The 22,867-nt window shown below is 74.1% G+C and carries 20 protein-coding genes and 1 pseudogene; 7 read left to right on the forward strand and 14 right to left on the reverse strand.

Annotated elements, in window-relative coordinates; translation table 11 throughout:
- Nucleotides 1-375, forward strand: coding sequence for an ArsC/Spx/MgsR family protein (locus tag ACFOW4_RS06260; protein ID WP_377525327.1), 375 nt, complete (start codon nucleotides 1-3; stop codon nucleotides 373-375).
- A gap of 25 nt (nucleotides 376-400) precedes the next feature.
- On the opposite strand, the gene ACFOW4_RS06265 is transcribed toward ACFOW4_RS06260, so the two are convergent.
- Entirely contained in the window at nucleotides 401-1,192 is a 792-nt protein-coding gene (locus tag ACFOW4_RS06265) for an SDR family oxidoreductase (protein ID WP_377525329.1), read from the reverse strand.
- The gene (locus ACFOW4_RS06270) at nucleotides 1,189-2,172 is read right to left on the reverse strand and encodes an LLM class F420-dependent oxidoreductase (protein WP_377525499.1); all 984 of its coding nucleotides are present in this window, start codon (nucleotides 2,170-2,172) and stop codon (nucleotides 1,189-1,191) included. The genes ACFOW4_RS06265 and ACFOW4_RS06270 overlap by 4 nt, the downstream gene beginning before the upstream one ends.
- A 170-nt stretch (nucleotides 2,173-2,342) precedes the next feature.
- Between ACFOW4_RS06270 and ACFOW4_RS06275 the strand changes: the two genes are divergently transcribed.
- Both ACFOW4_RS06275 and ACFOW4_RS06280 read left to right on the forward strand, forming a co-directional pair.
- Nucleotides 2,343-3,539 (forward strand): low temperature requirement protein A, encoded by a 1,197-nt coding sequence (locus ACFOW4_RS06275; protein ID WP_377525330.1) that lies wholly within the window; start codon nucleotides 2,343-2,345, stop codon nucleotides 3,537-3,539.
- A gap of 51 nt (nucleotides 3,540-3,590) precedes the next feature.
- Nucleotides 3,591-4,454 (forward strand): DUF1028 domain-containing protein, encoded by an 864-nt coding sequence (locus tag ACFOW4_RS06280; RefSeq protein WP_377525332.1) that lies wholly within the window; start codon nucleotides 3,591-3,593, stop codon nucleotides 4,452-4,454.
- A gap of 31 nt (nucleotides 4,455-4,485) precedes the next feature.
- On the opposite strand, the gene ACFOW4_RS06285 is transcribed toward ACFOW4_RS06280, so the two are convergent.
- Together ACFOW4_RS06285 and ACFOW4_RS06290 are read right to left on the reverse strand one after the other, a co-directional pair.
- A complete protein-coding gene (locus ACFOW4_RS06285; protein ID WP_377525333.1) occupies nucleotides 4,486-5,154 on the reverse strand; it encodes a maleylpyruvate isomerase N-terminal domain-containing protein in 669 nt (222 codons plus the stop codon).
- 4 nt (nucleotides 5,155-5,158) lie between these two features.
- Nucleotides 5,159-6,046 (reverse strand): phosphatase PAP2 family protein, encoded by an 888-nt coding sequence (locus ACFOW4_RS06290; RefSeq protein ID WP_377525335.1) that lies wholly within the window; start codon nucleotides 6,044-6,046, stop codon nucleotides 5,159-5,161.
- 84 nt (nucleotides 6,047-6,130) lie between these two features.
- On the opposite strand from ACFOW4_RS06290, the gene ACFOW4_RS06295 reads away from it, so the two are divergent.
- Nucleotides 6,131-6,823, forward strand: coding sequence for a DUF3159 domain-containing protein (locus tag ACFOW4_RS06295; RefSeq protein WP_377525337.1), 693 nt, complete (start codon nucleotides 6,131-6,133; stop codon nucleotides 6,821-6,823).
- A gap of 452 nt (nucleotides 6,824-7,275) precedes the next feature.
- The gene (locus ACFOW4_RS06300) at nucleotides 7,276-8,619 is read left to right on the forward strand and encodes a GH1 family beta-glucosidase (protein ID WP_377525340.1); all 1,344 of its coding nucleotides are present in this window, start codon (nucleotides 7,276-7,278) and stop codon (nucleotides 8,617-8,619) included.
- A gap of 86 nt (nucleotides 8,620-8,705) precedes the next feature.
- On the opposite strand, the gene ACFOW4_RS06305 is transcribed toward ACFOW4_RS06300, so the two are convergent.
- From ACFOW4_RS06305 to ACFOW4_RS06315, 3 genes are all read right to left on the reverse strand, one after another.
- The gene (locus ACFOW4_RS06305; protein WP_377525500.1) at nucleotides 8,706-9,119 is read right to left on the reverse strand and encodes a roadblock/LC7 domain-containing protein; all 414 of its coding nucleotides are present in this window, start codon (nucleotides 9,117-9,119) and stop codon (nucleotides 8,706-8,708) included.
- A 5-nt stretch (nucleotides 9,120-9,124) separates the two neighbouring features.
- Entirely contained in the window at nucleotides 9,125-11,659 is a 2,535-nt protein-coding gene (locus ACFOW4_RS06310) for a nitrate- and nitrite sensing domain-containing protein (RefSeq protein WP_377525342.1), read from the reverse strand.
- A gap of 99 nt (nucleotides 11,660-11,758) precedes the next feature.
- A complete protein-coding gene (locus ACFOW4_RS06315; protein ID WP_377525344.1) occupies nucleotides 11,759-13,171 on the reverse strand; it encodes an FGGY family carbohydrate kinase in 1,413 nt (470 codons plus the stop codon).
- A gap of 262 nt (nucleotides 13,172-13,433) precedes the next feature.
- On the opposite strand from ACFOW4_RS06315, the gene ACFOW4_RS06320 reads away from it, so the two are divergent.
- Nucleotides 13,434-15,353, forward strand: a complete 1,920-nt coding sequence (locus tag ACFOW4_RS06320) for an anthranilate synthase family protein (RefSeq protein WP_377525346.1) — start codon at nucleotides 13,434-13,436, stop codon at nucleotides 15,351-15,353.
- Between the two features lie 81 nt (nucleotides 15,354-15,434).
- On the opposite strand, the gene wrbA is transcribed toward ACFOW4_RS06320, so the two are convergent.
- From wrbA to ACFOW4_RS06340, 4 genes are all read right to left on the reverse strand, one after another.
- Entirely contained in the window at nucleotides 15,435-16,055 is a 621-nt protein-coding gene (gene wrbA, locus ACFOW4_RS06325) for an NAD(P)H:quinone oxidoreductase (protein ID WP_377525348.1), read from the reverse strand.
- A gap of 365 nt (nucleotides 16,056-16,420) precedes the next feature.
- Nucleotides 16,421-16,789 (reverse strand): DUF3037 domain-containing protein, encoded by a 369-nt coding sequence (locus tag ACFOW4_RS06330; RefSeq protein ID WP_377525350.1) that lies wholly within the window; start codon nucleotides 16,787-16,789, stop codon nucleotides 16,421-16,423.
- Nucleotides 16,786-17,544 (reverse strand): HipA family kinase, encoded by a 759-nt coding sequence (locus tag ACFOW4_RS06335; RefSeq protein WP_377525353.1) that lies wholly within the window; start codon nucleotides 17,542-17,544, stop codon nucleotides 16,786-16,788. Before ACFOW4_RS06335 ends, ACFOW4_RS06330 begins: the two co-directional genes overlap by 4 nt.
- Nucleotides 17,545-17,933: 389 nt before the next feature.
- The gene (locus ACFOW4_RS06340) at nucleotides 17,934-18,329 is read right to left on the reverse strand and encodes a hypothetical protein (protein WP_377525355.1); all 396 of its coding nucleotides are present in this window, start codon (nucleotides 18,327-18,329) and stop codon (nucleotides 17,934-17,936) included.
- Nucleotides 18,330-18,710: 381 nt separating this feature from the next.
- On the opposite strand from ACFOW4_RS06340, the gene ACFOW4_RS06345 reads away from it, so the two are divergent.
- Nucleotides 18,711-19,820 (forward strand): winged helix DNA-binding domain-containing protein, encoded by a 1,110-nt coding sequence (locus ACFOW4_RS06345; protein WP_377525358.1) that lies wholly within the window; start codon nucleotides 18,711-18,713, stop codon nucleotides 19,818-19,820.
- On the opposite strand, the gene tnpB is transcribed toward ACFOW4_RS06345, so the two are convergent.
- The 3 genes and pseudogenes from tnpB to ACFOW4_RS06360 form a co-directional block, all read right to left on the reverse strand.
- Nucleotides 19,797-21,224 carry an IS607 family element RNA-guided endonuclease TnpB gene (tnpB, locus tag ACFOW4_RS06350; RefSeq protein WP_377525360.1) on the reverse strand — a complete coding sequence of 476 codons (1,428 nt, stop codon included), beginning with the start codon at nucleotides 21,222-21,224 and terminating at the stop codon, nucleotides 19,797-19,799. The genes ACFOW4_RS06345 and tnpB overlap by 24 nt on opposite strands.
- Nucleotides 21,221-21,797 (reverse strand): annotated as a pseudogene (locus ACFOW4_RS06355) (IS607 family transposase). The gene tnpB and the pseudogene ACFOW4_RS06355 overlap by 4 nt, the downstream one beginning before the upstream one ends.
- Before the next feature lie 98 nt (nucleotides 21,798-21,895).
- Nucleotides 21,896-22,828 (reverse strand): phytanoyl-CoA dioxygenase family protein, encoded by a 933-nt coding sequence (locus tag ACFOW4_RS06360; protein WP_377525362.1) that lies wholly within the window; start codon nucleotides 22,826-22,828, stop codon nucleotides 21,896-21,898.
- Nucleotides 22,829-22,867 lie beyond the last annotated feature (39 nt).

Below are 22,867 nucleotides of genomic sequence, written 5' to 3' on the forward strand. Positions count from 1 at the left end.
GTGGAAATCTGGATCAACCCGGACTGCTCCAAGTGCCGCTCGGCGCTGTCCGTTCTCGACGCCGAGCGCGCGGAGTACACCGTGCGGCACTACCTCCAGCAGCCACCGACCGCCGCCGAGCTGCGCGAGGTGCTGTGCCGCCTCGACCTGGCCCCCTGGCACCTCGCCCGGCTCGGTGAGCCGGTGGCGGTCGAACTCGGCATCGCCGACTGGCCCCGCGACGAACCGAGCCGGGACCGCTGGATCGAGGCGATGGCCGCTCACCCCGCGCTCATCCAGCGTCCGATCATCACCGCCGACGACGGCACAGCCACCATCGCGCGCACCCCCGAGGCGGTCCGTCAGGCCCTGTCGCGCCTCAGCGAAGAGAAGTGAGACACCCGGAGTCGTACCGGCGGGGTCAGGCGGTCAGGCGGCGGACCAGTTTGCGCAGGCCGGACTGCCAGCCGTCGGGGTCCTCGGCGCGGCGGCGGGCGTAGTCGGCGACCTCCGGGTGCGGCAGGATGAGGAACCGCTCCTCGGCCAGCCCGGCGATGGCCGCGTCGGCGACCTGGTCCGGGGTGAGCACCGCGCCGGACGCGGCGATCACCCGGGCGCCCAGGTGGCCCTCGGTCAGCCCGTCGGCGAGCATCGGGGTGTCGACTCCCTGGGGGCAGAGCGCGCTGACCCGGATGCCCCGGTCCCGGTAGGTGATCGACAGCCACTCGGCGAAGCCGACCGCGGCGTGCTTGGTGGCCGTGTAGGGCGCGTCGCCCACCGCGGTCAGCACCCCCGCCGCCGAGCAGGTGTGCAGCAGGTGCCCGGAGCCACGGGCGAGCATCCCGGGCAGCACCGCCCGGGCGGAGTAGACGTGAGCGAGCACGTTGACCCGCCAGGCCCGGTCCCAACCCGCGTCGTCGACCTCCACTCCCCCGCCGGTGGCGACGCCCGCGTTGGCGCAGAACAGGTCGATGCGCCCGTACCGCTGCTCGGTGTCGGCGACCAGCGCGCGGACCTGCTCCTCGTCGGTGACGTCGAGCCCGACGGCGTGCGCCACCGGGCCGATGTCGGCGGCGACCGCCCGGGCCGCGTCGGCGTCCAGGTCGGCCACCACCACGGCGGCGGCGCCCTCGACGGCGAAGCGGCGTGACAGCGCCGCCCCGATGCCGCCCGCGCCACCGGTGACCACCACGATCCGGTCGGTGAGGTTCACGTCAGCGCTCCCTGCGGGTCTGTGCCCAACCGGGCGATGAGGGTGGTCAGCGCCGCCGCACCGCCGGCGGCCAGCTCCGGGGTGGGCAGCAGCGCCAGGACCGGCACGTCCACCCCGGCGTCGGCGTAGCGGCGCACCTCGGCGCGGCAGTGCTCGGGTGAGCCGTGCAGTACCAGCGCGTCGACCACCTCGTCGGGCACGGCCGCGCCCGCGCCGCGCCGGTCGCCTGCGGCCCAGGCCTGCCACATCGGCGCCAGTGTCTCGTCGCGGCCCAGCCAGCGGTGGAACTCGGCGTACGCCGGGACGGTGAGGTAGCTGGTGATCAGCCGGCGGCCCAGCGCCCGGGCGTGCGCGGCGTCCTCGGTGGGGCAGACGAAGATCCGGGCGGCGACCTCGAAGCCGGGGCGGCGCTCGCCCAGTTCGGCGACGGCGCGCGGCACGTCCTCGGCGCTGAGCCAGTTGAGGATCACCCCGTCGGCTTCGGCGCCGGCCAGCCGCAGCATGCCGGGACGCAGCGCGGCGAGCAGGATGGGCGGCGGCACCGTCGGCGGGCGTTCCAGGGTGAACCGGCGCACGGTGAAGGTGTCGTAGGCCTCGTCCACCGTGTCGCCGCGCAGCGCGGCACGCAGGAAGCGCAGGGTGTCGCGGGTACGCCGGAACGGCTCGGTGAACGGCGCCGCGTTCCAGTCCCGGACCAGCACCGGCGACGACGCGCCGATGCCGAGTGAGAACCGGCCCGGCGCGGCCTCGGCGAGCGCCGCGGCGCTCATCGCCAGCAGGCCGGGCCCCCGGGTGAAGACCGGGGTGATCGCGGTGCCCAGTCGCAGCCGGGGCTGCCAGGCCGCGGCGAGCGCCAGCGGCGTGAACGCGTCGGTCCCGGCGACCTCGGAGGACCAGACGTCGGTGAACCCGGCCCGTTCCAGGGTCGCGTAGACCGCGGCGTGGTCGGCGAGCGGAACCCCGCTCAGCGGTACCGTCATGCCCCATCGCTTCGTCACCGGTCGATCGTGCCCGCTGACCGCACTCCGCAGCAAGATCCCCAAAGCGGGCGGATTCCCTGGCAACCGGACGCCCGGCGGCGGCGGTGGTGCTACGACTTGGCGGTGGAGCGGAGCGACGGCGGGGGCCGCTGACCGTGGCGTCCAGGGGGGTGGGACGCCTGGAGCCGGCGGCTCGCGACCCGGGCCGGGCCACCTTCCTGGAACTCTTCTTCGACCTGGTCTACGTCTTCGCGCTGACCCGGATCTCCGCGCGCGCCGTCGAGGACCTGGTCGAGCCGGGTGGCGTGGGTGCCGGGATGGCGTTCACCGGCGGTGGCAAGACGCTGCTGCTGCTCTTCGCGCTCTGGGCGGTCTGGCAGGGCACCGCGTGGACCACCAGCCGGTACGACCCGCACCACGTCTGGTTGCAGACCGTGGTGATCACCGCCCTGGTGTGCAGCATGGTGATGGGCGTGGCGATCCCCCGGGCGTTCAGCCAGACCGGGCTGATGTTCGCGGTGGCGTACGTGGTGGCGCAACTGTCCCGGCCGCTGATCCTGCTGATCGCGTTGGGGCCGCATCCGTACCGGCGGTTGAAGCTGCGCATGGCGGTGGTCTTCGCCGCCACCGGGGTGCTCTGGATCGTCGGGGCGCTGCTGCCGACGAACGCCCAGGTGGTGCTCTGGGCCGTGGCGCTGGGCGCCGAGTACCTGGCCGCACGGTGCGGCTGGCCGGTGCCCGGACTGGGCCGCGCCACCATCTCCCGGTGGGACATCGCCGGGGAGCACCTGGCGGAGCGCTACCAGCAGTTCTTCCTCGTCGCGCTCGGCGAGACGATCCTGGTGGCCGGCTTCGCGTACAGCAAGGGGCCCTACGGCTTCGGGCACGCCACGGCGTTCGTGCTGGCCCTGGCGACCTCGATCATGCTGTGGCGGATCTACATCCAGCGGGCCGGGCAGATCCTCGGCGAGGCCGTCGTCAAGGCCCGGCAGCCGGCCACCATCGGCCGGTCGGCGGCGGACACCCACCTGGTGATGGTGGTCGGTCTCGCCGCCGTCGCGGTCGGCCACGAACTGGTCGTCGACCATCCCCTGGAGCACCCTCCGATGGCGTGGCTGGCCGTGGTGCTCGGCGGGCCGGCGCTCTTCCTGGCCGGCCGGGCCCGCTTCGAGTACGAGGTCTTCGGGCGGGTGTCGCGGTCGCGGTGGATCGCGATCCTGGTGCTGCTGGTCCTGTCGGCGCCGCTGCTGCTCCTGCCGGCGCTGGCCGCGGCCGCCACCGCCGTGCTGGTCCTGCTGGCCGTGGCGGTGGCCGACGCCCGTCGGGCGTGGGGCAGCCCGCCGGAGGTCGCCGCCCCACCGTTCTGATCCATCGACGGGGGCCGGTGCGTACCGGCCGTGGGGCGCTAATCTCGGCGGGTGACCTTCTCCCTCGTCGCCCGCTCCCCCGACGGCCGGCTGCACGGCGTCGTCGTGGCCAGCAAGTTCCTCTCCGTCGGCGCGGTGGTGCCCGCCGCCGAGGCCGAGGTCGGCGCGCTGGCCACCCAGGCGAACGCCAACCTCGCCTACCGCCCGCAGGGGCTGACCCTGCTGCGCACCGGGGTGGCCGCCGCCGACGCGGTGGCCGGCCTGGTCACGGCCGACCCCGGGCGGGAGCACCGCCAGCTCGGCGTGGTGGCCGCGACCGGCCCGGGCGCCAGCTGGACGGGCCCGGCCTGCCACCCCTGGGCCGGAGGGCAGGCCGGCGACGGCTGGGCCGCGCAGGGCAACATCCTCACCGGCCCGGAGGTGGTCGACGCGCTGCGCGACGCCTGGCTCGGCGGCTCGGCGCTGCCGTTCGCGGAGCGGATGATCGCGGCGCTGCGCGCCGGCGACGAGGCCGGCGGTGACCGGCGGGGGCGGCAGAGCGCCGCCCTGCTGGTGGTGCAGCGCGGCGGCGGGTACGGGGGCGGCAGCGACGTGCTGGTCGACCTGCGGGTCGACGATCACCCCGACCCGGTCACCGAGCTGGGTCGGCTGCTCGCCGTGCACACCCTGCTGTTCAGCCGGCCCGACCCGGCCACGCTGCTGGATCTGACCGGCGCGGTGGCCGACGAGGTGGCGGCGCTGTTGACCGCGCTGGGCCACCCGGTCGCCGACGACGGCCCGGAGGCGGCGCTGGTCTCCTGGGCGGGCGTGGAGAACCTGGAGGAGCGGCTGGTGCCGGGGCGGATCGACCCGGTGGTGCTCACGCACCTGCGCGGCGTCGCCCCGCACGTCCCCGCCCCCCGCTCCGGCAGCTGAGCCGGCCGGGGCCGCCCCCGGCCGGGACCGGTCAGCCGCCGAAGGAGAGCCAGCGGAAGCCGGCGGCCTCGATCGCGGCCCGTTCGACGTCGGTCAGCGCCGCCCGGCCGGTGGTCTTGCGGATCAGGGTGAGCCGGTCCCAGCCCAGCCCGGCCGGCGCGGGCCGCTCGCCGGTGAGCAGGTCGGCGACGACCGTCGCCGCCTCGGCCGTCAGCCACGGGGGCCGGTCGAGCGCCGCGGCCAGGTCCAGGCCGTGCACACCGACCTCCACCACCCGGGTACGCAGGAACTCGGTAAGGCTCATCGCGTCGCCGTGCCTGGTACGGACCACGCGATCGGCAGGGGCGGCGGCGACCGCCGCGTCGGCGGCCCGCCAGGCCCGCTCGAAGTCGACCGCCGGCGGCACTCCGTCGGGCCGTCGGGCCTCGCGGCGACCGCTGTCGATGCGGGCGGCGTCCACCTGCGGGGTGAACTTCGCGGCGCCGAAGTAGCCGGCGGCGTCCACCTCGGCGCGGGGCGGGGCCGGCGCGGCGAGCATGTCGGTGAGCCGGCCGGCGCCGGTGCGTACGTGCGCGAGCAGCTCCCGCACGGTCCACGGCGGGCAGCCGGTGGGCCGGTCGAGTTCGGCGTCGGTGAGCCCGCCGAGGATCGTGGTCAGCCGCGCGCACTCGGCGCGGAACGCCGCCCGTACCGGATGCATCAGCTCAGCCCTTGACCCGGGGCACCAGGCGGTGCACGACGGTGAGCACCAGCGCCATCACCACCGCCATCGTCCCGGCGATGCCGGCGGCGCTGCCCGCGTACCCGACGAAGAGCGGCCGGCGGGACAGCTCGGCGGGCAGGGTGCCGCGCAGGTCGACCAGCCAGGACAGGGCCAGCCCGGAGGCGATCAGGGCGAGGATGCCGGCCGCGGCGAGGACCAGCACGGCGATCCGGTGCGCGTCGCCCGGTGCGACCTGCGCCTGCTCGCGCTGGGTGATCAGCAGCAGCAGCCCGGCCAGCGCCGCCCAGACGCCCACCACCAGGTACGCGGCGACGGCGTCGCTGGGGCGGTGCCAGCTGGCGGAGAGGGTGCCGACCCCCGCCGCGGCGGCGTAGCCGGCACCGACGAAGGCGCCCAGCGCCCGTACCTTCGGCGGGAGCACGAGCACCAGGGCCACCGCCACCGACGCGGCGATCGTCGTGTGCCCGCTGGGCAGGCTGTTGCCCACCTCCGCGCGTTCCGGGTCGATGCCGAATTCCGGCCGGTCGAGCCCGTACTTCAGCAGTTGGGTGGAGACGTTGGCGCCGGCGATGAGCAGGGTGGCGGTGATGGCCAGGGCGATCCGGCCGCGGATCAGCGCGATGAACCCGATCACCGCGGTGGCGGCGATCAGGGAGACCACCGACATGGCGTTGAGGACCTTGTTGACCGGGCCGTCGATGCGGTCCTGGCCGATCTGGTTGCCGGTGAGCGCCACCGTGTCGATCCACTGGCCGATCTCGGTGTGCACCGAGACCCGCCAGACGGCGAGGAAGGCGGCCGCCTGGACGAGGGCCAGTACGACCAACCAGACCGCAGTCCAACCACGTGCCGTCGCGCGCATCCGCACACCGTAGCGGCCGGCACGTGACGGTCGGGCGCTGGCCCACCGGGCGCCGCCCGTTAGGTTGGGACGGAGGTGGAGGAGGTGGCGGTGGGGGGCACAGCGGGCGGCCCGGACCGTTCCGGCGCGGGGCGGCCGGAGTCCCTGGCGGATCTGCTGGGCGGGCGCGGCGGCGCGGTGGACGCCACCCTGCCGCCGGTGGCGTTCGCGGTCGGCTGGCTGCTCGGCGGCGAGTCACTGTGGGCCGGGGTCGGTGCCGCGCTCGCCGTCGGCGCGGTGGTGGCGGGGGTACGGCTGCGTCGCGGCGACCGGCCGCGTTCGGTGCTCATCGGGCTGCTGGCCGTCTGCGTTGCCGCGCTGATCGCGCTGCGCACCGGTCGGGCCGAGAACTTCTTCCTGATCCAGTTGCTCTCCAACGCGGCCAGCGCGCTGGCCTGGGCGGTCAGCATCGTGGTGCGCTGGCCGCTGCTCGGGGTGCTGGTCGGCGCGGCGCTGGGCCAACGCGGCCGGTGGCGGCGCGACCCGGCGCTGCTGCGCGGTTACGCCCGGGGCAGTTGGGTGTGGACGGCGACCTACCTGCTGCGGGTGGCGGTGTTCGTGCCGCTCTACCTGGGCGGGCAGGTGGTCGCGTTGGTGGTGGCCCGGGTGGCGCTGACGTGGCCGCTGGTGGCGGCGGCGCTGGCGGTGAGCTGGGTGGTGCTGCGCCGGTCGCTGCCGCCCGGCCACCCGGGTCTGCGGCACCCGGCGACCGACAGCGCCGAGGCCGGTGTCGCGGACCGGTGAGTCGCCGGCCGGCCCGGCCGGCAACCGAAGGCCGACACAATAAAGGAGAGGCCGCCACGGGGGGAGCGGCCTCTCCGGTGACGTACGTTACTCCGTCGCGGTCCAGCGTGTGATCCCGAGACGGCCTGAATTTCTGGGCTTTTTTGCGGCTGTCTCCAGTCCGGACGGTGGGGCGGGCCGGCCGACTCGCCACGTCGGCCGGATCGCCGGCCCGAGCCGGGTGCCCTGTCAGCCGTGTTGCGGTGGGGACGGGGATTGCCCTCCCCCGTCCCCACACCAGACCCCCGCACACGATGGGAAAGAGGCCGACCGAAGAGGCGCGCCGCCCGGTCGGCCTCGATCGCTGTCCGGGGTCTGTTCCGCCGCCGCCCGCCGCGCCGGCCCGTCGCCCCCTGCTCTATCCTGGGAGCGCTCCCGATCTCGCCGGTGGCCCTGTATCCACGAGGAGAACAATGTCGATGCCCACCGGCCCGGTCGGCCCGCTGCGCTTCCCCCCGGACTTCGGCTGGGGCGCCGCCACCTCCGCCTACCAGATCGAGGGCGCCGCCAAGGACGACGGCCGCGGCGAGTCGATCTGGGACACCTTCAGCCGCACCCCCGGTCGCACCCGCAACGGCGACACCGGCGACCTGGCCGCCGACCACTACCACCGGTACGGCGAGGACCTCGACCTCATGCGCGACCTGGGGCTGCGCAGCTACCGCTTCTCCATCTCCTGGCCGCGCATCCAGCCCGACGGCACCGGCGCACCCAACCAGCGCGGCCTGGACTTCTACCGCCGCCTAGTGGACGGCCTGCATGAGCGCGGCATCGCACCGATGGCCACCCTGTTCCACTGGGACCTGCCGCAGACGTTGCAGGACGCCGGCGGCTGGGAGACGCGCGACACCGCCTCCCGCTTCGCCGACTACGCCGACGCGGTCTTCCGCGCCCTCGGCGACCGGGTGCCGGTCTGGCTGACCATCAACGAGCCCAAGACCGTGGTCCAGAACGGCTACCTCACCGGCCACCACGCCCCCGGCCGGCAGGATCGCGACGCCGCGTACCTCGTCGCCCACCACCTCCAGCTCGCGCACGGGCTCGCGGTACGGGCGCTGCGCGCCACCGGCGGCACCGGCCGGATCGGCCCGGCGTTCAACCTGCACCCCTGCTACCCGGCCGACGACTCACCCGAGGCGGCCGCGGCCACCCGGCTCTACGACGGCTACGAGAACCGCCTCTACCTCGACTCCGTGCTCAAGGGCAGCTACCCCGAGGACGTGCTGGCCGACCTGGGACCGGACAGCCGGATGGCACGCGGCATCCGCGACGGTGACCTCGACGTGATCGCCTCGCCGATCGACCTGCTCGCCGTGCAGTACTACACGCCGATCTACGTCACCGCCGCCGGCGGCACCGAGCGGCGCTGGCCCACCTCAGAGGCCGAGTGGCAGCAGATCCACCCCGACGGCATGTACGACATCCTGACCCGGGTCACCCGCGACTACGGCCCGATCCCGCTCACCGTCACGGAGAACGGACTGCCCACCCCCGACACCCTGGCCGCCGACGGCACCGTGGACGACGCCGGCCGGATCGCCTTCCTGCGCGACCACTTCGCCGCCGCCCACCGGGCGCTGGTCGCCGGCGTACCGCTGGAGAGCTTCCACGTCTGGTCCCTGCTCGACAACTTCGAGTGGGCCGAGGGCTACGAGCAGCGCTGGGGTCTGGTCTACGTGGACTACCCGACCCAGCGGCGAGTGCTCAAGGGCAGCGCGCACTGGTACCGCTCGGTCATCGCCGACGGCGGCTTCTGACCCGACGTACCCGGACGGCCGGGCCCGGACGGCCGGGCCCGGACGGCCCGGCTCGGTGAGCCGGTGACCGTCCGGGACACGGCCGGTCAGCGGGGCAGCGCCTGCTGGAGCTCCGCGCGCAGCGCCGGGGTGAGCATCTCCCCCGCCTGCTTGGCCAGACGCGCCATCTCGTAACCCACCACGCCGATGTCGGCGTCCGCGGCGGCCAGGGTGGCCAGGATCGACCCGTCGCGCACCTGCATCACCAGGAAGTACCCGCGGCCCATCTCGACCACCGTCTGCTTGACGACGTCGCCGTCGAACATCTGCGCCGCGCCCGCGGTGATGCTCATCAGCCCGGAGGTCACCGCGGCGAGCTTGTCGGCGTTGTCGCGGGGCAGGTGGTCGGAGATCGCCACCAGCAGCCCGTCGGAGGAGACCACCACCGCGTGCGCCACCCCCGGCACCCGCTCCGCGAACGCGCTCACCAGCCAGCTGAGATCCCGCGCCTCCTGGCTCAACGTCGTCACTGTCGTCGTCCCCCTTCGTCATGCCTCCCGGACGGTGGCACGGGTATCTCGGTGGTGTCCTCGGCCTCGGCCTGCCGCACCCCGCTGTAGAGCCGGGAGAGCATGCCGCCGACGGCCTCCGGGTCCGGGTCGTCGCGCGTCGGCACCGCATCCGGCCGGGCCGGGCGGGTGACCGCGGAAAGCTGTGCCATGGGTACCCGCACCGGTAGGTCGCGCTCGTTCGTGCCGGCGGTCACCGGAGTCGCCGGCGGCGTCACCGGTCGCTGCGGCGCCGGCCCGACCGGCCCCTGCCGGGACCACCAGCCGCCGCCGGCGTCCGGGGTCGCCGGAGCCAGCACGTCCTCGGCGCGCACCGGCACCGGGCGGGCCTGGCGGGGCAGGGTGGCCGCCGGCGGGCGGCCGGCCACCGGCAGGTCCAGCGGCGTCTGCGGCGCCGGCCGGGCGGCCGCCGGCGCGCGGCCCGCCCCGGGCGGCCCGGCCACGCCAGAGGCGAGCATCCGGGCCGGCGCCGGCGGGTCCAGCTCGGGCGCGGAAGCCGGCGCCAGCAGGGCGGCCGGTACGAGCAGCCGGGCGACCAGGCCGTCCTGGCCGCCCTCCAGCCACACCCGGACGCCGAGCCGGTCGGCCAGGTGGCTGACCACGAACAGGCCCATCCGTTCCACCGCCGCGACGTCGGCGGCCGGCGGCGTGGCGAGCACCGCGTTCGCCTCGGCCAGCGCCGTCGGGCTCATGCCCAGGCCGCGGTCGGCGATCTCGATCTGCGCACCTGCGCCCTCGGTTCGGGCGGTCACCACCACGACGGTGTCCGGGCGGGAGAACGCGGTGGCGTTCTCCAGCAGCTCGGCCAGCAGGTGCACCAGCTCACCGACGGCGTGCCCGACCACGTGCACCTCGGCCACCGACTCGTGGCGGACCCGCTGGTACTGCTCGATCTCGGCGGCGGCGGCGAGCAGCACCGCGCCCAGCCCGACCGGCCGGTTCCACCGGCGGGTGGAGTCGGTACCCGCCAGCACCAGCAGGCTCTCGTCGTTACGGCGCATGCGGGCGGCCAGGTGGTCGAGCTTGAACAGGTTCTCCAGCTGGTCCGGGTCGCTCTCCTCGCGTTCCAGCTCGTCCAGCAGTTCGAGCTGGCGTTCCACCAGCACCTGGCTGCGCCGGGCCAGGTTGACGAACATGGCGTTGACGTTGCGCCGCATCAGCGCCTGCTCGACGGCCACGGTTACCGCGCTGCGGTGCACCGCGACGAACGCCTCGGCCAGCTCACCGATCTCGTCGAGCGACCGGACCACCGCGGGCGCGACCTCGATGCCCGGCACACCGCCCCGGACGGTACGCAGCCGGTCCAGGGCGTCCGGCAGCTCGATCTGTGCGATCCGCAGGGCCTGGCTGCGTAGCAGCCGCATCGACCGGGCGACCGACCGCCCGACGAGCAGGGAGATCAGCAGGGCGACCAGCAGCACGGCGACGATCCCGCCGACCACCAGCAGCGTGGTGCGCAGCTGCCCGGAGCGGGCGCCGTCGGCCTGGCGCACCGCGTCGTCGAGCACCCCCGCCTCGAGCTGCCGCAGCAGCTCCTGGCGTTGCTGGCTGGCTGACCACCACTGTTCGGAGGGGAGCACCTCGGGTGCCGCGTCACCGGCCGGCAGGCTGCGCTCCTCCAGCCGGGTGGCGGCCAGGAACGTCGGGTCCACCGAGGTCTCGTCGTAGCGGCGGATCTGCTCGGAGGTGGCGGCCACCCGGAACGCGCCGAGCGCGGTCAGTTGCTGGCTGCGCAGGTCGCTGAGGAGCACGCGGTCCTCGGTGCCGTACCGCCCGCCCCGGGCGGCGGCGTAGAGCTGGGCCCGTACCCGCGAGGAGAGTTCCTTGACCCGGGCCAGCTGGACGTAGCGCAGCACCGCGTCGCTCAGCGCCGGACGCTCCTGCCCCGGCGTCGGCTCGGCCAGCAGGTCGAGCAGCGCGTCGACGGCCCGGTGGTAGTTGCTCAGGATGGTGTCGTTGCTGAGTACCGCCGGTGGGATCGCCGGTCGGATGTAGACCACCTGGTCGTACGCCTCCAGCGCCTCGGAGAAGGCGACCCGCCAGGACGCGTCGGCGTCAGCCAGCGGCTCGGCGGCCTTGCGCAGGTCCACGATGGCCCGGTCGGTGGCCGCCTGCAGCGGCTTCAGCGCGGCGACGGCGCCCTCCCGGTCGCCCCCGCCGCCGGCCCGGCGCAGCTCGCCCAGCTCCCCCGCGGACCGGTCCCGCTCCTGCTGCAACTCGTGCACCACCGCGGTGATCTCGCGGCCGATGCCCACCTGGCGGGCGAAGTCGTTCAAGGCGGTGGTCCGCCCCACCAGCGCGCTGGTCTGCACGCCGGCGAGGACCAGGAAGGCGACCGACGGCACCACCAGCACGGTGGCCAGCTTGGTGCTCATTCGCCAGTCGCGCAGCCGGAAGGGCGAGCGACGGCGGTGTGGTACGACCCGGACGTCGAACCGGCGCCGACGGTGGTGGGACACCGTTCCGTGCGCCGGGTCGGGACCTACCCCCACGCCTGCCTCCTCGTCCTGCCGCGTCCACCGCGGTCCGGGGAGCCCAGTCCATCCAACCAGGCCCGGGAGCGCTGTCAACGGTCCGGGCGCGGCGGGAGTTCAGGAAGGATACTGCGGGTGGGAACGTCCTGTCGTGGTCGGCAGGACCAGTTCGTCCGTCCGGCCGATGTCGGCGAGTTCGACGGCGGCGCCCAGGCGTCCCAGCGCGACCAGCGCCGCCCCGGTGGCCCCGATCTCGGGGTTGCGTTGGTGCGAGACCGGCCGCGGTGCGAGCGCGGTGGCGAACGCCTGCCGCCACCAGACCGAGGCGGCCACCGCGCCCCCGCCCAGCACCACCTGCACCGATCTGTCGACCGTGGACTCCAGCACCGCGAGGTCGGCGGCGACCATCTCACACAGCCCCTGCATGAGCCCGGCCAGGATGTCCACGGCGGTGGTGCCGAAGCTGAGCCCACGCAGCTCGCCGGTGCCGGCCGGCGCCAGCCCGGGCGCCCGGTCGCCGCCGAAGCGGGGGTCCGCCGGACGGCCCCCGCCGGCCGGGACCAGCGCCAGCGCCGCGTCCAGCTCGGCGCCCTTGGGCAACCGCAGCTCCCGCTCGGCCCAGGCGAAGAGGTTGCCGCCGCTGGAGTACGCGGCTCCGGTCACCACGTGGTCGTGGTCGACCCGGTAACGCCAGAGCTGGTCGGGCAGCCGGGGCAGCGGCTCGCCGGCCGGAATGCGCTGCATCAGCCGGACCGCCGCGGAGGTGCCGACGGTGACCGCCGCCCGGCTCGGGTCGACGCAGCCGGAGCCGACGTTGGAGGCGGCGCCGTCACCCACCGGCGGACACCAGTGGGCCTGGGCCAGCTGGGGCCAGCGGCGGGCCAGGTCCGGCCGCAGCCGGCCGCGCCAGTCCACCCCGGCCAGCGGCGGCAGCTCCTGCGTGCGGGCCCCGGCCAGCGCCAGTGCCTCCTCGTCCCAGCGCAGGGTGGCCAGGTCCAGCAGGCCGGTCCCGGAGGCCTGGGAGATCGACATGGGCACGTGGTCGAGCAGTTCGCCGAGCACGTACTCGGGCAGGCCGACGAACCGGGCGATCGGGGTACCGCTGCGCTCGCGCAGCCAGGGCAGGCGTACCGACCAGTAGGAGCGGTGCCACCAGGAGCCGGTGCGCTGGTGGTAGTCGGCCGGGTCGGCCGGGCCGGTCGCCCCGCCGACCGGCGTCGGCCGGGTGTCCAGCCAGGTCAGCACCGGGCCCAGCGGGGTGCCGTCCTGGTCCAGCGGGACCACCGAGTGCCACTGTGCGGACACCGCCACCAGGTCGATGTCGCGCAGGTGCCCGCCGTCGGCCAACTCGTCGAGGCACTCGACCAGGCAGGCGAGGTAGCCCGGACCGGAGAGGGTGCCGGTGCCGTCGTCGCCGATGGCGAGGCTGACCCTCCGCCGGGCCAGGGCGCCCGGCAGTGGTTCGGTGTCCCCGTCGAGCACCAGCCCGCGTACCGAGGAGGTGCCCAGGTCGAGCGCGAGAATGTTCATCGCCGGTCAAGTTACCCGTTGTGAGCGGCAGCGACGCGGAGGTCCGGCCGGGTGGATCAGTCCGGCGGATCGGCTACCCCGGCCGGCGCCCGACGCGTAGTGTGGTCGCATGCTCGCGCACCCGACCTGCTGGTGGCCCGCCGACCCGGCGGCCCCTTCCCGCGCGTAGCTTCACCCACGCGGCCGCCATCGAGGCGGTCGCCGGATCTCTCCCGGCCCCGGGGCCGCCCCGCCGGCGGCGCCCGGCCTGACGGAGACTCCGATGACCCACCTGCAGGATCTGCTCGCCACCGTGGCCCGCGGAGGCGATCCCGGCCCCTTCGCGTTGCTGCGCCGCGAGGGCGCCGACGAGCTGGAACTCTTCACCGGCGTGGTCCGCACCGTCGACCGGTTGGCCGACATCCCCCTGCCGCCCGGCGAGCCCGGGCCACGGACGCTGGCCCTGGTGCCGTTCCGGCAGATCACCGAGCGGGGCTTCGCCTGCCGGGACGACGGTGCGCCGCTGGAGTGCCTCCAGGTACGGGGGCACCAGCGGATCGACCTGACCGAGGCGCTCGCGGCGCTGCCCGACCAACCGGTACGCGCCGTGGACGCCGCGTTCGACATCGGCGACGAGGAGTACGCGGCGATCGTGCAGCGGGTGCTCGCCGAGGAGATCGGACGCGGCGAGGGGGCGAACTTCGTCATCCACCGCGCCCTGCACGCCACCGTGCAGGGCCCGCCACTGGTGGCCGCGCTGGCCGCGCTGCGCCGGCTGCTGGTCGCGGAGCGTGGCGCGTACTGGACGTTCGTGGTGCACACCGGCGAGCGGATCCTGGTCGGCGCCAGCCCGGAGCGGCACGTCAGCGTCGACGACGGGCTGGTGATGATGAACCCGATCAGCGGCACCTTCCGGCACGGCGCCGGCGAGCCGGATCGGGCGGCACTGCTGCGCTTCCTCGCCGACCCCAAGGAGGTCGAGGAGCTGTACATGGTGCTCGACGAGGAGCTGAAGATGATGGCCACCGTGGCCGAGCACGGGGGGCAGGTGATCGGGCCGTACCTCAAGGAGATGTCGCACCTGGCGCACACCGAGTACCTGCTCGCCGGGCGCGGCTCGCACGACGTGCGGGAGGTGCTGCGGGAGACGATGTTCGCTCCGACCGTCACCGGCAGTCCGATGGAGAACGCCTGCCGGGTGATCGCCCGGCACGAACGCACCGGGCGGCGCTACTACGCCGGGGTGCTGGCCCTGCTCGGCCACGACCGGGCCGGTCGGCAGACGCTCGACGCGCCGATCCTCATCCGTACCGCGGAGATCTCTTCCGACGGCCGGCTGCGGGTGCCGGTGGGCGCCACCCTGGTCCGGCACTCCACGGCGGCCGGCGAGGTGGCCGAGACGCACGCCAAGGCGGCCGGGGTGCTGGCCGCGCTGGGCCTCGGGCCGGCGGCGCCCGTCGGCGACGGCCGGCCGGTCGCGCGGCTGGCCGACGATCCGGCGGTACGCGAGGCGCTGGCCGCCCGCAACGCGCCGCTGGCCCGGTTCTGGCTGGACCAGCGGGCACAGCACGCGCCGGGGCGGCCCGGGCTGGCCGGTCGTCGGGCGCTGATCGTCGACGCGGAGGACACCTTCACCGGCATGCTCGCCCACCAGTTGGGCGCGCTCGGGCTCGCCGTCACCCTGCGGCCGTGGCACGCGGTGGGACCGGTCGAGGCGTACGACCTGGTGGTGGTCGGCCCCGGGCCGGGCGACCCGGGCGGGACCGCGCCGAAGATGGTGGCCCTGCGGGAGCTGCTGGCCGGGCTGTTGACGACCGGCCGACCGACCCTCGCGGTCTGCCTCGGCCACCAGGTGCTCGCCGGGCTGCTCGGGTTGCCGCTGCACCGCCGGGAGGCGCCCTACCAGGGGTTGCAGCGGCAGGTGCGGCTCTTCGGCCAGCCACGCCGCGTCGGCTTCTACTCCACGTTCACCGCCCGCGCACCACAGGACCGGCTGGACAGCGGGTACGGGCCGGTGGCGCTGGCCCGGGACACCGTGGACGGCGCGGTGCACGCGCTGCGCGGCCCACGTTTCGCCGGGGTGCAGTTCCACCCGGAGTCGGTGCTCAGCCCGGACGGGCTCGCCGTGCTGGCCGAACTGCTGGACGACCTGCTGCCGGCGCCCCGATCCGGGCAGCTCTCGGCCACGGCCGAACGCGCATAGCCACCCGTCACCCGGGTAGGGGTGAAGCTGGACCGGTGGCCGGACGGGTCGAGAGCCCCCGCCCGGCCGCCGGTCGCCGGCTCAACCGGCTCCCAGGCCCATCTTGAGCGCGGCGCCGATGTGCACCGCGCGGCGCGCGGTCAGGGCGGCGGCGCCCAGCGCCACGCTGTCCGGGGCGGTCTCGCCGTTGTTGCTGGTGTGCGAGGCGCCGTACGGGTTACCGGCGACGAACTGGCTGTTCTCGGTGTATCCGGGCGCGACCACGATCGCACCCCAGTGGTAGAAGACATTGAACAGCGAGGTGAGGGTGGTCTCCTGCCCGCCGTGGACGGTCGCCGACGACGTGAAGGCGGCGCAGACCTTGTTCACCAGTGCGCCCTGCGCCCAGAGCGGCCCGGTGGTGTCGATGAACTGCTTCAGCTGGGCGGCGATCATGCCGTACCGGGTCGGCGCCCCCAAGATCGCCACGTCGGCCCAGGCCAGGTCGTCGATCATGGCCTCGGGCACGTCCTGGGTCTCCAGGTGGTGCGCCTGCCATCCGGAGTTGGAGCGGATCGCCTCGTCCGGCGCCAGCTCACGCACCTTGCGAAGGCGCACGTCGGCGCCGGCATCACCGGCGGCCTCGCACACGGCCTGCGCCAACTGATACGTGATGCCGGTGGCGCTGTAGTAGATCACCGCTACCTTGGTCTGGGCAGCCATCAGATGTCCCCTTCTCGTCTGGGTCAGCGCGGGCGACTACCCGTTGCTTGCACCGTCAAACGGCAGCCCAGGTCGGGTTGCGGGCCCCGCGCTCGCCGGGCGGCTCAAGATTTCCGCAAGTTCCGCCCGGTTCCGGTCACCGGACCGTCGCGGACCGGAATCCTGGTCGCACCGGCGCCGGCGGAGAACTGCCGCCGCCCCGCGTCGGGCGTCTGAACGGGGGATCGCGCTCCGCCCGCAGCGTCGCTGGCGTAGCGCGATCAGGGGAGCCCGGTCGCCGCCGTGGCGCGATCAGGGCAGCCCGGTCGCCGCCGTGGCGCGATCAGGGCAGTCCGGTCGCTCGCCGAGCGACGATCACGGGTCGGTCAGCGGACCAGGGCGTCCATCAGCCGGTCCAGCTCCGCCGCCGGGTCGGCGGTGAGCCCGGTGTGCACGGGCCCGGTCTGGATCATCGTGCTGCGCGGTGCGGCCAGCCAGTGGAACCGCTCGCCGAGCCGCATCCTGGTCGCCGGGCCGTCGCCGGCGCAGGTCCGGTCCCAGGCGTCGAGCACCGCGGCCACCGCCGGCAGGTCGATCTCGGGTGCCAGCGCGCGGACCCGGTCGGCGTCCAGGTGGGTCCGCGCGGCCAGGAAGTCGCGCTGCTGGCAGTAGAGCAGCACGCCGACGTTGATCTGCTCGCCGCGCTCGATGCGGGGCACCAGCCGGATGAGCGCGTACTCGAAGGGCTGCCTCACGACGCGCTCCCCTGCGGCAGCCAGTCGGCGGTCCGGGCGACCCGCCGGGACAGGTGCGCCACGTACGCCGCCCGGGCGGCGCCGGCCGAGTCGAAGTCCGCCCCAGCCAGCCATTCCTCCGGCACCAGCGCCAGCACCTCGGTGAGCAGCTCCGGGGTGACCCGCGGCGCCAGCTCGGCGTCGGCCTCGGCCAGCCGGTTGGCGTACGGCGCGAGCACGTGGTCCTCGCCGCGGTAGGCCCGATACACGTTGGCCTCGGCCCGCGGCCAGTTGTGGTGGAAGTACAGCGACGCCCCGTGGTCGATGAGCCACAGCTCGCGGTGCCAGACCAGCAGGTTCGGGTTGCGCCAGCTGCGGTCGACGTTCTCCACGTACGCGTCGAACCACAGCACCCGGGAGGCCAACGCCGGGTCGACGGGGTGCGCCATCGGGTCGAAGCCCAGCGCCCCGGGCAGGAAGTCCATCCCCAGGTTCGCACCGCCGCTGTTGCGCAGCAGCTCCTGCACCTCCTGGTCCGGCTCGGCCCGCCCGATGACCGGGTCGATGTCGAGCACCACCAGCGGCGGCACCCGCAGGTCGAGCCGGCGGGCCAGCTCGCCGCAGATCACCTCGGCGACCAGTGCCTTGGGGCCCTGGCCGGCGCCGCGGAACTTCGCCACGTACGTGCCGAGGTCGTCGGCCTCGACCACGCCGGGCAGCGAGCCGCCCTCGCGCAGCGGGGTGACGTAGCGAATGGCGGTGACCTGGCGGAGCACGCCGATCACCCTACTGGGCGACCCGGCCGGTACGCCGGCTGCATCTCCCCGGTCCCACGACGGTGCGGCCGCCACAAGCCATGGGCGCGTGCCATCGGTGCCGCCCGCCCCGCCGCGACACCGCGGTCATGACACCGCCGTCGTGACACCGCGTCATGTGCCGGCGGCCCGCCCGACCCCGTGCCGCCCCTCTGCTCTGCTTCACCCCACGCAACACCACCGTTGAGCAGCGGCCGTCTCGTACCGCTGGTCCGGAGCGCCAGGCGCGCTAGTGACGCTGGGCAGCTGTTGCCTGCGGTGAAGCAGAGCAAAGGGCGCGGACCACGGGGTCGCGACCGTACTCCTCTTCACAAAGCGTGAGCCGCCGAGAGAGGGCGGCGAAGCAGGATCTAGTCGTTGAGCTTGTCGCGCAGGTTGTCGACCTGGTTCTGGAGGCGGTCCACCGCGCCCTCGTTGTTGATGAAGGTGCTGATGCCCGCGGCCAGGCCCAACCCGATCAGCACCGCCAGGATGCTGAGCACCAGACCGCCGATCGCGACCCCCCGGCCGGTGACGCCAGGGCGGCGCGCCATCTTGAGCCCGACGATGCCCAGGATGATCCCGATGATGCCGAGGATCAGCCCGAGCCAGGCGAGGATCGCGGTCAGGACGCTGATCAGGCCAGACACCCCGAACACCAGGGCGAAGGTGGCGGCCGCGCTGGTCTTGGCGCCGGTGCCGGACCGGTCGGCCCGGGACCGCGCCGGTTCGCCGGCACCCCGGACCGGTTCGCTTGCGGCAGTCATGACTCTCCCTTCCGCACGCGCGGCGCGCGCACTTCCGGTCGGCCGCTTCCCCATCGCGCCGGCGGTTATGCCCCCACCGTCCGGGATCCTTTCCCGCCAGCCGCCCGGTCGGGCTGCACGCCACCACCGGCGGAATCGGTCAGGGCCCGTCGTCGGCAGCACGCTCGGAGGCATACCCGGCGAAACGCTGGGCAGCCGGAGCGCCGTGGCGATCGGAGCAGCCGGGATGGTGGCGTCGATGATCCCGATGCTGGGGCGCCGATCCGCCACCTCCGTACGCCCAGCGACGCCAAGGAGGGCCCCTGCCTGCCGAACAGCGGTGGTCGCAATGTGGTCGGGGGTGCTCCTAGTCTGGTGTTCCTCCTCCGGAAGGGCCGCCGAATGCCTGTCGACCTCACCGCGACCGACGCGCTCGCGCTGCGGATGACCAGTTTGCTGCTGCGTCCACACCCGAGCCTCCGACCCGGCACCGTCGCCGACGTGGTCGAGTGGTTCGGCGCGATGCAGGCGCAGGACCTGGCCAGCGGGTTATGGTCACTGGGCAGCCGACTGCCCGGGCACCGTCTGACCGACGTGCAGGCCGCGCTGGAGCGGCGGGAGGCGCTGCGTACCTGGCCGATGCGCGGCACCGTGCACCTCGTCCCACCGGCCGACGCGCGCTGGATGCTGGAGCTGACCGGCGTCCGCGCGCTGTCCGCCGCGGCGACCCGCCGCACGCAGCTCGGGCTGACCGAGGCCGACGTCGACCGGGCTGCCGACGTGCTCGGCGCCGCGCTCGCCGGTGGGGGCCGGCTCACCCGGGCGCAGTGCCTGGCCACCCTGCGCGCGGCCGGCTTCGACACCGACGGCCAGCGCGGCTACCACCTGCTGTGGTACGCCAGCGTGCGCGGGGTGACGTGCCTGGCGCCGAACGTCGGCACCGAGCAGACGTTCGCCCGGCTCGACGAGTGGGCACCAGCGCCGCGCCGGCTCGACCGGGAGGAGGCGCTGGCCGTGCTGGCCCAGCGCTACGTGCGCGGGCACGGGCCGGTCACCGCGCGGGAGTTCGCCGGCTGGACCGGCCTGACGCTGACCGACGCACGGCGCGGCCTGGCCGCCGCCGGCGACGCGCTGGCGATCGTGCGGGTGGACGGCGAGGACATGCACGTCGACGCGGCGCTGCCGGACGCGGCGCGCGCACCGGTCGACGACGTGCTCGCGCTGGCCGGGTTCGACGAGTACCTGCTCGGCTATCGGGACCGGTCGCTGATGCTCGACCCCGCCCACCGCGACGCCGTGGTCCCCGGCAACAACGGGATCTTCCAGGCCACGGTGGTGCGCGCCGGCCGGGTGGTCGGCGTGTGGAAGCGCAGCGTCGCCCGGACCGCCGTCACCGTGACGGTGCGCCCGCTGGTGCCAATGACCGCCCGCGAACGGGCCCGGGTGGAGCAGACCCTCAGCGGGTACGCGGACTTCCTCGGGCTACCGTTACCTTTCAGTGAGCAAACGTGACTCCTGATTGGCAGTCGTCCGTTGCCGGGCGACGTTGACCGGATGAACCGGTCTAGACGCTTCACGGCCCGCAGCCCCGCCTGCGTATGCAGGTCTTACGGGTCTTACGTAGGCTCCACGTCCTGTTTTTGCGTCGCCCGGCAACTCCAGGTCGACGTGCCGCACGAGCGCGGCAAGATTACGTGCGGCGTTGACGTCGCGGTCCAGGGACAGGCTGCACGCGGTGCAGTGGAACGTACGCTCGGCCAGCGACAGCTTGGGTTTCACCGTGCTGCAGGCGGAGCACGTCTTGGAGCTGGGGTACCACCGGTCGGCGACGTGCAGCGTGCTGCCGTACCAGTCGGTCTTGTAGCCGAGGTGCCGGCGCAGCGTCGCCGGGGCGGCGTCGGTCAGGGACCGGGCCAGCTTGCGGTTACGCACCATCCCAGCCACGTGGAGGTCCTCCACGACGACCGTGGTGAACTGCTGCGCCAGGCGGGTGGTGAGCTGGTGCCACGAGTCGGCGCGGACGGCCGCGACCGTGGCGTGCAGTCGAGCCACCGCGTCCTGTGCCCGTTGCCACCGGTTCGACGCGGTCCGCTTGCGCCTGGCCTGCGGGTCGTAGGGGCCGATCCGCCGGGCAGCACGGCGCTGCGCCTTGCCGAGTTTCTTCAACGCGGCCTTGAACGGCGCCGGGTTCGGCACCATCTCGCCGGTAGAGAACACGGCCAGGTGCTTGATCCCGGCGTCCACCCCGACCACCCGGCCGGCCTTCGGCGCGTGCGCCGGCCGTGCGACCGTGCGCCGCACGGCGACCTGGAACGAGCAGAACCACCGTCCGGCGGTCTCAGTGACCGTGGCGGACAGGATCGTCGCGGTGCCGGCCTTCACCCGGCGGGCCAGCTTACGGGTGGACTCGTGGGTGCGGATGCGGCCCAGCCGGGGCAGCACCACGTGCCGGTAGCCGGGGTCGACCCGGATCGCGCCGGTGGTGAACCGGGCCGACCTGCGACCGTGCTTCCTTCTGGTCCGGGGCCAGCCCATCCGGCGGCCCTTGCGGGCACCGGAACGCGAGACGTGCCAGTTACCCAGCGCCGCGGACAGGTTCGCCAGCCCGGTGTTGAACGCCTCCTTGGAGCACTGCGCCCACCACGGCGCCACCCACTGCTTGATCTCGTTCCAGGTCCGCCGCAGCTCCGGCAGGGACCAGCCCTGCCACGGCGTCAGGTCGACCTCGGCCACCCCGTAGCTGGCCTCGGCAGCCCGTTGCGTCTTCACCGCGCTGACCCGGCGCAGCATGTGGTTGTAGGCGAACCGGGCCGCACCGGTGTTACGGCGCAGACCGAGAACCTGGGCGTCACTCGGGTGCAGGACGAACCGGTACGCCTGCACGGTCCAGCCGGCCGGCGGCTCGTACCGCTTCACGACTCGTCCTCGGCGGTGGCCGCGGCCACCGCGCGGCTGGCGCGCTTCGCCGCGGCCCGGCGGCCGTACAGCCGGGCGCACAGGCTGGTCAGGATCTCCGTCACGTCCCGCACCAGGTCGTCGTCCACCTCGACCGGGTCGGCGACCAACAGCCGGCGGCCCTGGGCGGCCAACGCCGCCTCAACGTACTCGGCGCCGAACCGAGCGAACCGGTCCCGATGCTTGACCACGATCGTCCTCACGGACGGGTCGCGCAGCAGCCCGAGGAACTTCTTACCTCGGCCGTTCAAGGCGGAGCCGACCTCGGTCACCACGCCGGAGACGACCATGTTCTGCCCGGTGACCCAACCGGCCACCCGGGCGACCTGCCGGTCAAGGTCGGCTCGCTGATCGACCGACGACACCCGGGCGTAGACAACCACCTGGCCCCGGGGTGTCGTCACTGACAACATCCACCATGATCGTTCCCGACGGAAGACGCCGAGCGGGTACCGGCATGGTTCCCTCGCGGAACCATCGGTACGCGGTCTGCGGGTGCACCCCGTTACGGCGCGCCCACTCGGCAAGCTTCATGAGACCGACACTAATACTCACGTATTCGTATGTCTGCTCACAGAAGCGAGAACTGCTGACAACCCTGCGCGTCGCCTGGCCCAGCTGACCGGCCGGCTCTACGTGTCGCCCTCGCCGGCATCGGCCGCCCGCCAGGGTACGAGGTCGAGCGTCGGGTAGCGCAGCGCCATGCCGGCGAGCGTCTCCGGCGTCCAGTACCGGTGACCGGGCGGCGGGAAGCCGAGCGCCCGAAGCTGACGAGGGCTGGCCCGGCCGACCAGGTCGACCCACTCGGGCGTCCAACTGCGCACCGCCCAGCCGACGCGCTGCCCCCACTGCACCGCCGCCGGTCGGAAGCACACCTGCATGCTGTACCGGGCGCCACGCGGTGCGGTGAGGCCGGTCCCGCGGTGGAAGGTTCCGGGGTCGAAGGCGATGACCGTTCCGGCGGGGCCGGCGCCGGACACCTCCGCCTCGTACAGGTCCGCACGACCGTCGCAGTCGACGAAGCGGCCCGCGCCCGCCCGATCGACGCGCGGCAGCCAGTTGGGCACCGCGGGCAGGTCGGCGGTGCGCGTACGGGAGACCAGGTGCGGCGGCCCGAGTTCCTCCGGGACGTCATTGAGGAAGACGAACATTTCCACCTGCTGGCAGCCGGGGGTGGTGCTGGGCACCAGGATGGTGTGGTTGAGGTAGTCGCGGTGCAACTCCTGGTCGTAGTCGCAGGCGCCGGTGTACTTGGCCCAGGACTCCGCTCCGTAGAGGTGGATGTCGTCGTCGCCCAGTAGCGCCCGCGCGAGCGCCAGGATGCGGTCGTGCACCGCCAGGAGGCTGATCTCCGTGCTGGCGAACGGGAAGGTGTCGATGCCGGCGAACTCGTCGCCGAGGAAGCGCTCACGGCGTGGGTCGGTGCCGTCGTGGAACCCCTCGGCCGAGGGGAACAGCAGCTCCAGCTCCCGCACCGCCGACGCCAACTCGTCCGTGGACAGGAATCCGGGAAGAATGACGAAGCCGTCGGTCTGCCAGGCCCGCACCGTGTCGGCGAAATCCATCGGCACAGCATCGAGGCTTCCTGATCTTCGAGCAACCGC

This window comes from Micromonospora sp. GCM10011542 (genome assembly GCF_042650685.1).
Classification (GTDB): domain Bacteria; phylum Actinomycetota; class Actinomycetes; order Mycobacteriales; family Micromonosporaceae; genus Micromonospora.